The following is a 14,095-nucleotide window of genomic DNA, read 5'->3' on the forward strand; positions in this document are numbered from 1 at the left end:
CCGTGCCGGTCACCCTCACCGCCGTCGAGAGCACGGACCTGTTCACCGGCCCCGAGCACGCCCCGCGGCAACTGCTGCGGGTCACCCTCGACGGCCCGCCCGCCACCCGGATCACCGTCACCGGGCCGGGCGTGCGCGGCGAGGCGGCCGGCACGGGGCAGGTCGAAGTCCCGCTGGAGATCACCGGTGCCGCCCCCGGCGCCCGGCTGCCGGTCACCGTCGAGGCGATCGGGGCCGGCGGGACCGGCGGGGCCCGCGCCGAGGGGGTGGTCGAGGTCGCCGAACCCGGCTGGACGATGTTCCTCGTCTCCCACTTCCACTACGACCCGGTGTGGTGGAACACCCAGGCCGCCTACACCTCCCCCTGGGAACTGCTCTCCGCCGACGCCACCACCAGGCCGCTGTGGGAGCGCAACGGCTTCGCGCTCGTCGACGCCCATCTCGACCTCGCGCTGCGGGACCCGGTGTACAAGTTCGTGCTCGCCGAAGTCGACTACCTGAAGCCCTACTTCGACCAGCACCCGGAACGCCGGGAGACCCTGCGGCTGCTGCTCGACCGGGGTCAGGTGGAACTCGTCGGCGGTACCTACAACGAGCCCAACACCAATCTCACCGGCGCCGAGACCACCATCCGCAACATCGTCCACGGCATCGGCTACCAGCGCGACATCCTCGGCGGCGATCCGCGGACCGCCTGGCAGCTCGACGTGTTCGGGCACGACCCGCAGTTCCCCGGTTACCTGGCCGCCGCCGGGCTCACCGGCAGCGCCTGGGCGCGCGGCCCGTTCCACCAGTGGGGCCCGATCCAGAAGAACTTCCGCGAGGCCAAGGACGACGCCCGGGTGATGCAGTTCCCGAGCGAGTTCGAGTGGATCGCCCCGAGCGGCGAGGGCGTGCTCACCCACTACATGCCGCACCACTACTCGGCCGGCTGGTGGATGGACTCCTCGGCCGACCTGGCCACCGCCGAACGCGCCGTGTACGAGCTCTACCGCAAGCTCAAGCCGGTCGGCGCGACCAGGAACCTGTTGCTGCCGGTCGGCACCGACTACACCCCGCCCAACAAGTGGGTCACCGAGATCCACCGCTCCTGGGCCGCCAAGTACCTGTGGCCGAGGTTCGTCTGCGCCACCCCCCGCGAGTTCCTGGACGCGGTGCGCGCCGAACTCGCCGCGACCGGCCGCCGTCCCGGCCCGCAGAGCCGCGACATGAACCCGGTCTACACCGGCAAGGACGTCTCCTACATCGACACCAAGCAGGCCCAACGGGCGGCGGAGACCGCGGCCGTCGACGCCGAGAAGCTCGCGGTGCTCGCGGAGACGCAGGGCCTGGGCCGCTACCCGGCGGCCGCGCTCGACAAGGCGTGGCGCCACCTCGCCTACGGCGCCCATCACGACGCGATCACCGGCTCCGAGTCCGACCAGGTGTACCTGGACCTGCTCGGCGGCTGGCGGGAGGCGTACGACCTGGCGGCGGAGGTCCGGGACCGGGCGCTGGACGCGTTGACGGCGCGGATCGCCACCCCGGCGGACGGGGTCGGCCGGGTCGTCGTCACCAACACGCTCGGCTTCGACCGCACCGGCCTCGTCGCCCTCCCGCTGCCGGAAGGCATGGGCGGCGGGCCGGGCGGTGACGGGCCGGGCGGTGACGGTTCGGCTGGTGCCGGGCCGGGTGGCGCCGGGCCCGCCGGCGGGTTCCGGGTGCTGGACGAGCAGGGCGCCGAGGTGCCCGCCGCCGTGGACCGCGGCACCCTGCGCTTCCTGGCCGAGGACGTGCCGGCCCTGGGCTGGCGCACCTGGCGGCTGGTCCCCGGTGCCCCGGCCACCGCCGCCTGGCGCCCGGCGGAGGGCCTCACCGCGGCCAACGCGCGCTACCGGGTCACCGCCGACCCGGCTCGCGGCGGTGGCCTCCGCTCCGTCCAGGACCTGCGCCACGGCCGGGAGTTGATCCGGCCCGGCCTGGTCGGCAACGAACTGCGGGTGTACGAGGAGTACCCGCAGCACCCCGACTTCGGCGAAGGCCCCTGGCACCTCGTCCCCAAGGGCCCGGTGGTCGGCTCCGGCGCCGGGCCGGCCGAGGTCCGGCGCGAGACCGGCCCGCTGGGCGAGCGGCTGGTGGCCACCGGCACCGTCGACGGCTTCCAGTACGAGCAGACGGTGACGCTGTGGCGCGGCCTGGACCGGGTCGACTGCCGGACCAGGGTGCTCGACCACCGCGGCGCCGACCGGCTGCTGCGGCTGCGCTTCCCCGTCGACCTGCCCGGCGCGCTGCCCGTCAGCGAGGTCGCGGGAGCGGTCGTCGGCCGGGGCTTCGCCCTGCCGGACGTCGACTCGGCCGAGGCACCGTGGACGCTCGACAACCCGGCCAACACCTGGTTCGGCCTCGGCGCCACCGCCCGGGTGACGCTCACCGACCCGGTCTCGGGCGTGGTGGTCGGCGAGCGCGCGCTCGGTGTCGCCGAGGTGGTGACCGCCGACCTGGACGCCACCGCCGACGCCCGCGAGCTGGTCGTCGCCCTCGCCCGGGTCGGCGTCACCGCCACCACCTCGGCCGCCGACTGGGCCCGCTACGGCTGGCTGGACGTCGACAGCAACCTGCCGGACTTCCGGATCGTGCTCGGCGGTCCGGACACCAACGCCGCGGCCCGGGAACTGCTGGAGCGCTCGGGGGAGGAGTACGCCGCCGCGCTCAAGGCGCACGGCGCCGTCTGGGTGCCCGCCCTCACCCCGCTCACCGAGGTCTGGCGGCCCGGCGCCGACCTGCGCGACCTGCGGGCCCTGCCGGCGCTGGTCGTGACCGACCCCGCCGCCCTGACCGCCGATCTCTCGGACGCCCGGATCACCGCCGTCTGCCCGGGCACCCCGCCGGACTCCGAGCGGCTCACCGACCACACGGTGGCGCTGCTGAGCCAGGGTTTGCCCGGCTTCGCCGTCGACCCGACCGGCGCGCTCCACCTCTCGCTGCTGCGCTCCTGCACCGGCTGGCCCTCGGGCGTCTGGATCGACCCGCCCCGGCGCACCGTGCCCGACGGCTCCTCCTTCCAGCTCCAGCACTGGACGCACGACTTCCACTACGCCCTGGTCGGTGGGCCCGGCGACTGGCGGTCCCAGGAATTCCCGGCCCAGGGGCAGGAGTTCAATCACCCGCTGTACCCGCGGACGGTGCCCGCCGGACAGCCGGGGCCGCTGCCCGCCACGCTCTCCTGGCTGCGGGTCGAACCCGCCCGCCGGGTGCTGCTCGGCGCCCTCAAGGCGGCCGGGAACCCGATCGCCCACGGGTCCGCCGCCACCGCGTCCGCCGGACCGCTCGCCCTCCGGCTGGTCGAGTCGACCGGCTTGGGCGCCACCGTCGCCCTCGGTGGTGCCCTGGGCCTGGTCGACCTGCGTCACGCCGACCTGCTGGAGCGGCCCACCGGCCCGGTCACAGGCGAACTCACCATCCCGGGTTCGGGTTTCGCGACCTTGCTGGCCCGCCCCGGGGTGGCCGCCGACCCGGCCGGACCCGTCCTCGGCGCGGCCGCCGAGCCGGCCCAGCCCGTGCACGCCCGTTACTGGCTGCACAACCGGGGCCCGGCGCCGCTCGGCTACCTCCCGGTGTCCGTCGGCGTCTCGCCAGGGCTGCTGCGGACGGCCGGGGAGCCCGTCACCGTGTCGGTCGCGCTCTCCTCCCAGCTCCAGGACGCCGCCGTCGAGGGCACCGCCACCGTCCTCCCGCCGGAGGGCTGGAAGGCCGGACCCACCGCCCGGCCGTACCGGCTGGCCCCCGGCGGCCACCTCCGCTTCCCGGTCACCCTCACCCCGCCCGCCGGGGCCGGACCCGGCCTGTACTTCGCCGCCGTCCGGGTGTCGCACGACGGCCAGGAGATCGAGGACGTGGTCACCGTGGCGGTCGGTGAGCTGCCGGACCTGCTGCCGGTCCCCGGCGCGGCCCCGGAGGACTGGACCGCCGCCCAGGGCACCACCGCCACCGGCGGCCGGGACACCGGCCTCGACGTCACCGTGCTCGCCGACACCGTCCGGCTCGCCCCGGGGGAGCGCGCCGTGCTCGCCCTGCGGCTGGCCAACCGGACCCGCGGCGGGATCCGCGGCGAACTGCAGCTCGTCTCGCCGTGGGGGACGTGGGAGGCCGTGCCGGCGCCGGTCCGGGGTTTCGTCCTGGCCGCGGGCGCCGAGTCGGTCGAGGAGTTCGAGCTCACCGCTCCCGCCGACATGGACCCCGGCGGGTACTGGGCGCTGGCCAAGGTGATGTGGTTCGGCCGCTGCCAGTACGCGCCCACGGTCGCGGTGGTGGTCGCGCCGTGACCGCGCCCGCCGAAGCCCCGGTCCTCGGTCTGCTCGACGGCAGCCCGCTGCCGCGCGCCGAACTCGACCGCCGTCTCGCCGCCCTGCGCACCGGCCCCCGGGCCGCCGCGCTGCCGCGGCCCGGCAGCGGCGAGGACCGCCAGCTCGCCCGCTGGGTCGCCCAGGTGCTGCTGACCGAGGCGCTCTGCGCGAAGGTCGCGGCCGAACGCGGCCTGGTCGTTCCGCCGGACGCGCCCGCCCGCCTCGGCCAGCGGGCCGCCGTCGAACTCGGCTCGATCACGGCCGCCGCGTACGAGGGCAGCGCCGCCGTGCGGGCCGTCTACGCCGCCGTCACCGCCGACGTGGCCCCGTCCGCCGGGGAGGTGGCCCACTACCGCACCGGCACCGAACGCCCGCCGGCCGCCGCCCCGTGGCGGCTCGCGCTCCCCGACGGCAGCAGCTTCGAGGCCGATCCCGCGACCCTCCCGCGCGCCCTCGCCGCCGCGCTGCGGGCCGCGCCCCCCGGGGTGTGGGTCACCGCCGCGGGCTGGACCGCCACCCGTCACGACGCCGCTTCCGCCCCGGACCAGGACCCGGACCCGGACCCGAACCAGGACCCGGCCGCCGCCCCCGCCGCCGGTTCCGGCCCGGCGGGCGCTGTGCGGGCCGCCGCCCGCCGGGCCGCGTTCGTCCGCTGGCTCGACCACGCCCGCGCGACCAGGCTCACCCTCGTCCCCGGCCTCGAACACCCCGGCGACCCGGCCCAGCCGGACAACCACCACCGCCACTGAGCGGGCCCGGCGGGCTCCCGACGCGCACCGGACCGGGCCCGGTGCGCGTCGGGGCAGGCCGACTGCCCGTTCGGGCGCGGGCGTGTGCAACCTTTCCGCCCGCCCGAGGCATCCATACAGTGACGGCGCACCGGCCGCCGCCCCCGGCGGTGCCGGTTCGGAAACCCGGTCGCGCCATTGGAGTTCGTGCACCAATTTTCTCGCCGGGCCGATCCCGGCGATTTGTTGCGCGGCTGTGACAATCCGGTGGGAAAACCGGTTCGACCTCTCACGGTCGAGGATTAGCATTCCGGCATGGAATCGAACACTCCCCCGATATGGAGTTCGCCCGAGGACGAGACTCCTCAGCCGCCCCGGAACGCGCCGCTGCGCCTGGTCCGCCACGGCGCGACCTTCCTCGGCGTGAGCGTGGTGTCCGGCGCGCTGCTGGCGGGCATGGCCCTGCCCGCCGTCGGCGCCCTCGGGCTGAGCGCCAAGAGCACGGCGGAGGGCTTCGACGACATCCCGGACGACTTCAAGACGCCGCCGCTCACCCAGGCGACCCAGATCTTCGACGCCAACGGCGGGCTGATCGCCAAGGTCTACGAGCGCGACCGCACCGTCCTCACCGCCGACCAGATGTCCCCGCTGATGCGGCAGGCCCAGGTCGACATCGAGGACGCCCGCTTCTACGAGCACGGCGCCGTCGACCCCAAGGGCGTGATCCGGGCGATCAGCAAGAACGCGGAGAGCGGCACCACCGCGCAGGGGGCGTCGACGCTGACCCAGCAGTACGTGAAGAACGTCAACGTGGAGAAGGCCGGCGACGATCAGGCGGCGGTCCGGGAGGCGCAGCGCAAGACCCTGGGCCGCAAGATCCAGGAGCTGAAGATCGCCATCAAGTTGGAGGAGGACCTCTCGAAGGACCAGATCCTCACCAACTACCTCAACATCACGTACTACGGGAACGGCGCCTACGGAGTCGAGGCCGCCTCCCAGCGGTACTTCGGCAAGTCGAACAAGGATCTCACCGTCGCCGAGGCCGCCACCCTGGCCGGGCTGGTGCAGAATCCGTCCCAGTACGACCCGAAGGCGCACCCGCAGGCCGCGCTCAACCGGCGCAACACCGTGCTCGACAAGATGGTGGAGAACGGCCACATCACGGCCGACCAGGCCAAGGAGGCCAAGGCCACGCCGCTGGGCCTGAACTACAGGGAGCCGCAGAACGGCTGCATCACCGCCAAGGCGGGCATGGGCTTCTTCTGCGACTACGTCCGGCACGTGGTCAAGCAGGACCCGGTCTTCGGCGCCACCGCCGCCGACCGGAAGAAGTTCTGGAACCAGGGCGGCCTGAACATCCGCACCACCCTGGACCCGGACAAGCAGACCGCCGCCCAGAACGCGGTGAGCTCCAACGTGCGGGTCACCGATCCGGTGTCCGCCGCCGCCAGCATGGTCGAGCCGGGTACCGGCAAGATCCTGGCGATGGCCCAGACCCGCCCGTACGGCCTGGACGCGGGCAAGAACCAGACCGTCGTCAATCTCAACGCCGACGCGGCGATGGGCGGCGGCAACGGTTTCCAGCCCGGCTCCACCTTCAAGCCGATCGTGGTGGCCGCCGCCCTGGAGGCGGGCCTGACGCCCACCCAGGAGTACGCCTCGCCGAACAAGCTCGAATACCCGACCATGAAGACCTGCGAGGGTACCTGGAAGAACACCACCAAGCCCAAGGCGGTGGTGCCCAACGAGTCGGCGAGCGAGCAGGGGCCGTACCAGCTGAAGGAGGCGATGGCCCTCTCGGTCAACACCTACTTCGTGCAGATGGAGCAGGAGATCGGCCTCTGCGCGGTCAAGCAGATGGCCAACAAGCTCGGTATCGCGACCAAGGCGAGCGGCAAGCCACTGGAGGAGCTCCCCGCGATGGGGCTGGGCGTCGAGGAGGTCAGCCCGCTGAGCATGGCCGGCGTCTACGCGGCCTTCGCCGCCAACGGCACGTACTGCGCCCCGCTCGCCGTCACCTCGATCACCACCGTCGACGGCAAGGACGTGCCGGTCCCGCCCGCGCACTGCGATAGGGCCTTCTCCCCGGACACCGCCAAGGCGCTGAACACCATCCTCAACGGTGTCACCGAGACCGGTACCGGCCGGGACCTGGGCCTGGAGGGGGACCGGCAGATCGCCGGCAAGACCGGTACCTCCGACAAGAAGCGGGCCGCGTGGTTCAGCGGCTACACCCCGCAGCTCGCCACCTCGGTCTGGATCGGCGGCCCCAACGGCGGTGTGGAGATGCGCAACATCACCATCAACGGCAAGTACCGCAAGGAGGTCTTCGGCGCCGACGGTCCCGGGCCGATCTGGCGGGACGCCATGAACCAGGCCCTGCACGGGACGCCCAAGCAGACGATGCCGATGGCCGACATCCCCGACGCCCCGCCCCGGAAGGACCCGAACGCCAGCGGCAGCGCCAGCGCCTCGGGCTCGCCGGCCGGTTCCCCGACCAACGCCCGCACCGGCGGCGGCCGGACCTCGGCCCCGGCCCGTCCGCCGGCCAACGCCCCGGCCACGGCCCCGGCCCCGGCCGGTGCTCCGGCAGGTGCTCCGGCCGACGGAGCCGCGAACGCCTCCGCCGGGCAGAACGACTGACGGTGCCTCGGGCCCGACCGTGCTCCGGGCGGGCCCGGGGGCGGGTTGGGCACTTGGCCAACGTGGTGTCCGAGGGGTTGGGCGTGCGACCAACGGGGCGTCCGGCCAGTTGGTCGCACACCCAATAGGCTGCGCCAGCAGTTGGGCGTCCGGCCAACGAGGTGCCCGGCCCGACCGGCGGGGGTGGGGCCCCGACGGTCGGGCCTGCGAACTCAGTTGAGCGGACCGCAGGAGTGGGTCTGGCGGGTGCCGTTGTACCAGCGTTCGACGCACACCTGCATGCTGTGCCCAGGTCCGTCGTACCACCAGCCGGAGCCGGCGCCGGTCGAGTGCCATTTCTCCTGGCCGTTGTCGATCAGGCTGAAGCGACACCAGTAGGGGTCGGTCGCCGACGCCTGGATCGGGTTGGCCTCCATGAAGTCGTGCCACCCGGTGCTGGTCGACTGGAGCTGGATCTCTTCGATGGCCACGCAGGAGCCGCTGCCCACCGTGAAGTTGCCTTCCTGTGCGAAGGCCGGATCGGCGCCCAACGCGAGGACGGCGGCCGTGCCGAACGCGGCGGCGAGGCCGAACCTGCTCTTCTTGCCCATGCCCATGCTTGTTCCCTCCGTAGTTCTCCGGCGCTCCGGCTTCCGGGAGCGCTCCTCGGCGCGGTGCTCCTGTCGCCAACGACTCAAGTCCTTCATGCGCGCGCCGTCCCGCGACCCGGGCAGGCCGGGCCCGCGGTGACCGCGGTGGGTGAACGAGGGCGCATGAGGTCTCCGCCGACAGGAGCGGACGGGCGGTGGTTCCGGTACCGGTACCGGAACCGGTAGGGCCGAGCCTGGCAGCACCCGCACGGGGTCGCACGGTCTTTCGGCGGGGCCCGAAACCGGCCGGTAGCATCAGGGAGCGCCGAGGGGCACGACACGGGGGTGATGCGGTGCTGAGGCTTCACCTCACGTTCGAGGACCTGTCCAAGGTCACGCTCAACGACTCGCCGCCACCGTTGAGCGAGGCGGTGCTGGCCCTGCAGGCGCTCTCCCGCGCCGACCAGCACTTACGCTTCGGACCTTGGCGGGAAGGGCTGCGAGGCCGGATACCGGCCGCCGTCCGCCCGCTCCGCGACCTCGTACCGGCCCACGGTTGGATCCCGGACTTCCTCACCCCGGTCCTTCGGGGCGACCCGGGCGACACCGCCGCCGCGGTGGAGGCCGTCCGCGCCACCTCCAGGCGCCGGCTCCGCACCGACCTCGTCCGCCTCGGCACGACCACCCGCCTGCCCAGCTGGGCGCGCGGCCTCGCGGACGGCGACAGCGACACCATGACCGCCGTCACCGACGCGCTGACAGCCTGGAACCGGATCGCCGTCCTCCCGCACGAGCCCCGCATCCAGGCCGCGCTGGATGCCGACATCGCCCACAAGAGCGCTCTCCTGACCCGTCACGGCGTCGACGCCCTGCTCCGCCAGGTACATCCCGCCGTCGCCTGGCGACCACCCGTCCTCACCGTGCGCTCCCCGACCGACGCGGACGTCGACCTGGCCGGAAGAGGTCTGCGTCTGGCCCCGATGCTGTTCTGCGGTCCCCTGCCCCGGGTGCGCCTCGGCGACGACACCGGCAGCCCGACCGTCCTGGCGTACCCGCTGCCCTTCGACCCCCAGAGCGCCCACCCGCTCACCGCGGGCCGTCCCGACCGGCGGACCCGCGACGGGGAAGCTCTCGGCAGGCTGCTCGGCGGCACCCGGGCCGCGCTCCTGCGGACCATCGCCGCCGCTCCCGGACTCACCACCAGCGACCTCGCGCACCGCACCGACGTCGCCCTCGCCACCGCCTCCGAACACGCCACCGTGCTCCGTGAAACAGGACTTGTCACCAGCCGACGTGACGGCAACCGCGTCCGTCACTACCCCACCGGCGCGGCCGCGGCCCTCCTCCGAGCCCAGTGACACAACGGAACACCCGGGACAACCGGCCGCCGCCAGACGCAGGCAGGAAGGATGACACCGCCCCACCGTGAGCGGACGGTTCGAGGTCCGTCCTGACGGACAGGTCGGATCGGGTGCGGTCCTGATCCGCCTCCGGCGCCTTCGAGAGTCGGTCCGAAACGATCGGTCAGTACCGGTCAGTACCGGTCAGTACCGGTCAGCGCTGGCCGGGGCCGGTCAGAGCCGCTTCGGGGCGGCCGGGACGACCAGCGGCGTGCCGGTCTCCGGGTCGGGGACGACCCGGCACGGGATCCGGTAGACCTCCTCCACCAGTTCGGCGGTGAGGATCTCGCCCGGGTCGCCGGCGGCCACCACCCGGCCCTCGCGCATCACGATGAGGTGGGTGGCGTAGCGGGCGGCCTGGTTGAGGTCGTGCAGGACGGCGACCAGGGTACGGCCCTGGGTGCGGTGGAGGCGGTCGCAGAGGTCGAGGACCTCGATCTGGTGGCTGATGTCGAGGTAGGTGGTGGGCTCGTCGAGCAGCAGCAGCGGGGTCTGCTGGGCGAGGGTCATGGCGATCCAGACACGCTGGCGCTGGCCGCCGGAGAGTTCGTCGACGGGGCGGTCGGCGAGTTCGGCGACGCCGGTGGCGGCCATCGACTCCTCGGTGATCCGCTCGTCCTCGCGGGACCACTGGCGCAGCAGGCCCTGGTGGGGGTGGCGGCCGCGGGCGACGAGGTCGGCGACGGTGATGCCGTCGGGGGCCACGGAGGACTGCGGGAGCAGCCCGAGGGTGCGGGCGACCCGGCGGGCGGGGAGGCGGGCCAGGTCGGCCCCGTCGAGGAGGACGGTGCCGAGGGTGGGGCGCAGGACCCGGGCGAGGGCGCGCAGCAGGGTGGACTTGCCGCAGGCGTTGGGGCCGATGACGACGGTGAAGGAGCGGTCGGGGATGTCGACGTCCAGGCCCTCGATGACGGTCCGCCGGTCGTAGGAGAGGGTGAGGTCGCGGGCGGTGAGGCGGGATGTTCCGGGGGCGGGGGTCATGGGGAGGTCTTCTCGGTCGGGGTCGGGGTCGGGGTCGGGGTCGGGGTCGGGGTCGGGTACCGGGCGCGCGCGGCGGCGGTCACAGCCGGCCGGCCCGCCGTTCGGCGGCCAGCAGCCAGACCAGGTAGCCGCCGCCGAGCACGCCGGTGACCACGCCGACCGGCAACTGCCGCTCGCCGAAGGCGTGCTGGGCGGCGAGGTCGGCGGCGGCGAGCAGGGTCGCGCCCATCGCGGTGGAGGCGAGCAGGTTGGGGCCGGGGGCGCGGGTGAGGCGGTGGGCCAGTTGGGGTGCGGTGAGGGCGACGAAGGAGACCGGTCCGGCGGCGGCCGCCGCGACCGAGGCCAGCAGGACGGCGCAGGCCAGCAGGACGGGCCGGATCCGTTGGACCGGGACGCCGAGGCCGAGGGCGGTGTCGTCGCCGAGTTCCAGCATCCGCAGGCCGGGGCCGCAGACGAGCAGGACCACCGGGAGCAGGAGGGCCAGGACGGCGAGCAGCGGGAGGGCGTCGTCCCAGCCGCGTCCGTCGAGGCTGCCGGTGAGCCAGAGCAGGGCGCGGGCGGCCTCCATCAGCTTGATCCGGGTGAGCAGGTAGCCGTTGACGCCGCCGAGCACGGCGGCGACGCCGATGCCGACCAGGACCAGCCGGTGCCCGCCGGTGCCGCGCCGGGAGAGGGCGCTGATCAGCGCGCCCGCGGCGGTGCCGCCGGCCACGGCGCCGCCGGCCAGGGCGAGGCTGCCGCCGCCGGTCGCGACGACCAGCAGCGCGCCGGTGGTGGCGCCCTGGGTGAGGCCGAGGATGTCGGGGCTGCCGAGCGGGTTGCGGACCAGGGCCTGGAGCACGGCGCCGGAGAGGGCGAGGGCTGCGCCGGTCAGCAGCGCGGTGACCACTCGGGGGAGCCGCAGCTCGTTGACGACGAAGTCGGCGGCGGGGTCGCCGCCGCCGGTGAGGGCGCCGAGCACCTGGCCCGGGGTGAGGGGGTAGTCGCCGCTGCCGAGGGTGGCCACGGCGACGGCGAGCGCGGTGAACACGCAGGCGGTGACGGTGAGGACGGTGCGCGGGCGGTAGCGGACGGAGAGTCCGCCGGGGGTGCGCAGGGTGCGGGTGAGGGTGAGGTCGGTCATGCGCGGGCCGCCTTGGCGCGACGGACGAGGAGGAGGAAGAAGAGGCCGCCGAGGACGGAGGTGACCAGGCCGACCTGGAGTTCGCCGGGTCGGCCGAGGACCCGGCCGAGCACGTCGGCGCCGAGCAGCAGCAGCGGCGCGAGCACGGCGCAGTACGGCAGCATCCACCGCAGGTCGGGGCCGGTGAGGGCACGGACCAGGTGGGGCACGGTCAGGCCGACGAACACGATCGGCCCGCAGGCGGCGGTGGCGGCGCCGCAGAGCAGGGTGACGGTGAGCACGGCGCCGGCCCGGATCCGGGCGGGCCGGGCGCCGAGGGCCGTCGCGGACTCCTCGCCCGTGGCGAGCGCGTTGAGCGGCCGGGCGAGGGCGAGTGCCAGCACCGCGCCGGCCAGGACGAACGGCGCGACGGCGGCGACGGTGCCGGGTGTGGCGGCGGCCAGCGATCCGATGGTCCAGAACCGCATCCGGTCCAGCGAGGCGGAGTCGAGCAGCATCACGGCGCTGACGTAGGAGTAGAGGGCGGCGTTGAGGGCGGCGCCGGCCAGGGCGAGCCGGGCGGGGGTGGCCCGGCGGCCGCCGCCGACCGCGTAGACGAGGGCGGAGACGACGGCGGCGCCGGCCAGGCCGAACCACACGTAGCCGGTGAAGCCGCCGACGCCGAGGAAGGCGATCGCGGTGGCGATGGCGGCGGAGGCGCCCGCGTTGATGCCGAGCAGGCCGGGGTCGGCGAGCGGGTTGCGGGTGACGGCCTGCATGACGGCGCCGGCCAGGCCCAGGGCGGCGCCGGCGAGCAGTCCGAGCAGGGTGCGCGGGACCCGCATCCGGTTGACCACCGGGTAGGCCGGGGAGGCGGGGTCGGTGAGACCGTGCCAGACCTCGGCGGGGGAGAGCGCCTTGGCGCCGACGGCGATGCTGAGCGCCGCGGCGGCGGCGAGCAGCGCGAGGGCGGCGAGCAGCCCGAGGGCGCGGGTCCGGTCGCGGTGGCGGCGTCCGGTGGGCACGGCCGGAGCGGGCGGTCCCGGGCGGGCGGTGACGTCGTGCATGGTGAGGGGCTCCGGGAACCGGGGTGGGAACGGCGGGGGACGGGGCGTCGACGGACAGCCGACGAGCCGGTGACTATGGTTAGGCTAACCTAAGTCTCGGCTCGGGGTGCGACCCGCCCCGGGACCCTCACCACTCCCGCCACCGAACAAAGGCACCACCATGCCCAACCCCGGCTTCCCGACCCCCGGGCGACCCACCCGCCGCACCCTCCTCACCGCCGCCGGCGCCGTCGGCCTCGGCGCCGCTCTGGCCGCCTGCGGCAGCGGGGGCGGCACCAAGGGCGCGGCCGGCGGGGGCGCCGACGGCAAGGTCTGGTCCTTCACCGACGACCGGGGCCGGACCGTCACCGCGAAGAACACCCCGCGCCGGATCGTCGCCTTCACCGGAACCGCCGCCGCCCTGCACGACTTCGGGCTCGGCGACCGCCTCGTCGGCGTCTTCGGCGAGACCCGGCGTGCCGACGGCAAGGCCGACCCGGCCGCCGGCGACCTCGACATCGACAAGGTCACCATCGTCGGCAACGCCTGGGGCGAGTTCGGCATCGAGAAGTACGCGGCGCTGCGCCCCGAACTCCTGGTCACCCACATGTACGACCCGGACGCCCTCTGGTACGTCCCGGACGAGAGCAAGGACAAGATCCTCGGCCTCGCTCCCAGCATCGCCGTCACCACCGCCCGGGTCCCGTTGCCGGAACCGATCAAGCGCTACGCCGCGCTGGCCGAGTCGCTCGGCGCGGACCTGAACGCCAAGCCGGTCACCGAGGCCAAGGCGCGGTTCGAGGCGGCCGCGGAGACACTGCGGCGGGCCGCGAAGGCCGCGGGCGGGCTCAGGGTGATGGCCGCCTCCGGCAGCGCCGACCTGTTCTACGTCACCAACCCGGCGGTCAGCACCGACCTGATGTACTTCCGGGAGCTCGGCGTCGACTTCGTCGTCCCGGACGCGCTCGACCCGCAGGGCTACTTCGAGAGCCTGAGCTGGGAGAACGCGGGCAAGTACAAGGCCGACCTGATCCTGCTCGACAACCGGAGCACCGCGCTCCAGCCCGCCGACCTCGCGGCCAAGCCCGCCTGGTCCGCGCTGCCCGCCGTCAAGGCCGGTCAGGTCGCCCCCTGGGACGCGGTGCCGAGGTTCTCCTGGCTGGGCGCGGCCCCGCTGCTGGAGGCCCTGGCCAAGGCGGTCGAAGGCGCGAAGAAGCTGGGCTGAGGCCACCGGCCCCGGCCGACTCCGGATCTCGTCGGCCGGCCCCGGAGCCCCGCCCGAGTCATCGGCATCTCGCTCCCGT

General features: G+C 74.5%; 9 protein-coding genes. 5 read left to right on the top strand and 4 right to left on the bottom strand.

Annotated features, from left to right (window positions below; translation table 11 throughout):
* The first annotated feature begins 2 nt into the window (after positions 1-2).
* From ACIQ9P_RS32765 to ACIQ9P_RS32775, 3 genes are all read left to right on the top strand, one after another.
* Entirely contained in the window at positions 3-4,301 is a 4,299-nt protein-coding gene (locus tag ACIQ9P_RS32765; protein WP_402364472.1) for an NEW3 domain-containing protein, read from the top strand.
* Positions 4,298-5,071, top strand: coding sequence for a hypothetical protein (locus ACIQ9P_RS32770; protein WP_402364474.1), 774 nt, complete (start codon positions 4,298-4,300; stop codon positions 5,069-5,071). The genes ACIQ9P_RS32765 and ACIQ9P_RS32770 overlap by 4 nt, the downstream gene beginning before the upstream one ends.
* Before the next feature lie 294 nt (positions 5,072-5,365).
* The gene (locus tag ACIQ9P_RS32775; RefSeq protein ID WP_402364477.1) at positions 5,366-7,693 is read left to right on the top strand and encodes a transglycosylase domain-containing protein; all 2,328 of its coding nucleotides are present in this window, start codon (positions 5,366-5,368) and stop codon (positions 7,691-7,693) included.
* A 212-nt stretch (positions 7,694-7,905) separates the two neighbouring features.
* Here the strand turns inward: ACIQ9P_RS32775 and ACIQ9P_RS32780 are convergent, their stop codons facing one another.
* The gene (locus ACIQ9P_RS32780) at positions 7,906-8,289 is read right to left on the bottom strand and encodes a hypothetical protein (RefSeq protein WP_402364480.1); all 384 of its coding nucleotides are present in this window, start codon (positions 8,287-8,289) and stop codon (positions 7,906-7,908) included.
* A 326-nt stretch (positions 8,290-8,615) separates the two neighbouring features.
* Between ACIQ9P_RS32780 and ACIQ9P_RS32785 the strand changes: the two genes are divergently transcribed.
* The gene (locus ACIQ9P_RS32785) at positions 8,616-9,620 is read left to right on the top strand and encodes a helix-turn-helix domain-containing protein (RefSeq protein WP_402364483.1); all 1,005 of its coding nucleotides are present in this window, start codon (positions 8,616-8,618) and stop codon (positions 9,618-9,620) included.
* Between the two features lie 216 nt (positions 9,621-9,836).
* Here the strand turns inward: ACIQ9P_RS32785 and ACIQ9P_RS32790 are convergent, their stop codons facing one another.
* The 3 genes from ACIQ9P_RS32790 to ACIQ9P_RS32800 all read right to left on the bottom strand — a co-directional run bounded on the left by ACIQ9P_RS32790 (position 9,837) and on the right by ACIQ9P_RS32800 (position 12,812).
* The gene (locus ACIQ9P_RS32790; protein WP_402364486.1) at positions 9,837-10,643 is read right to left on the bottom strand and encodes an ABC transporter ATP-binding protein; all 807 of its coding nucleotides are present in this window, start codon (positions 10,641-10,643) and stop codon (positions 9,837-9,839) included.
* Between the two features lie 79 nt (positions 10,644-10,722).
* Entirely contained in the window at positions 10,723-11,766 is a 1,044-nt protein-coding gene (locus ACIQ9P_RS32795) for a FecCD family ABC transporter permease (protein WP_402364489.1), read from the bottom strand.
* A complete protein-coding gene (locus ACIQ9P_RS32800) occupies positions 11,763-12,812 on the bottom strand; it encodes a FecCD family ABC transporter permease (protein WP_402364491.1) in 1,050 nt (349 codons plus the stop codon). The genes ACIQ9P_RS32795 and ACIQ9P_RS32800 overlap by 4 nt, the downstream gene beginning before the upstream one ends.
* A gap of 160 nt (positions 12,813-12,972) precedes the next feature.
* Here ACIQ9P_RS32800 and ACIQ9P_RS32805 point away from each other — a divergent pair, with 160 nt between their 5' ends.
* Positions 12,973-14,016: an ABC transporter substrate-binding protein gene (locus tag ACIQ9P_RS32805; protein ID WP_402364494.1), complete on the top strand. Its 1,044-nt coding sequence runs from the start codon at positions 12,973-12,975 to the stop codon at positions 14,014-14,016.
* Positions 14,017-14,095 lie beyond the last annotated feature (79 nt).

Source organism: Kitasatospora sp. NPDC094019 (assembly GCF_044764505.1).
GTDB lineage: Bacteria > Actinomycetota > Actinomycetes > Streptomycetales > Streptomycetaceae > Kitasatospora.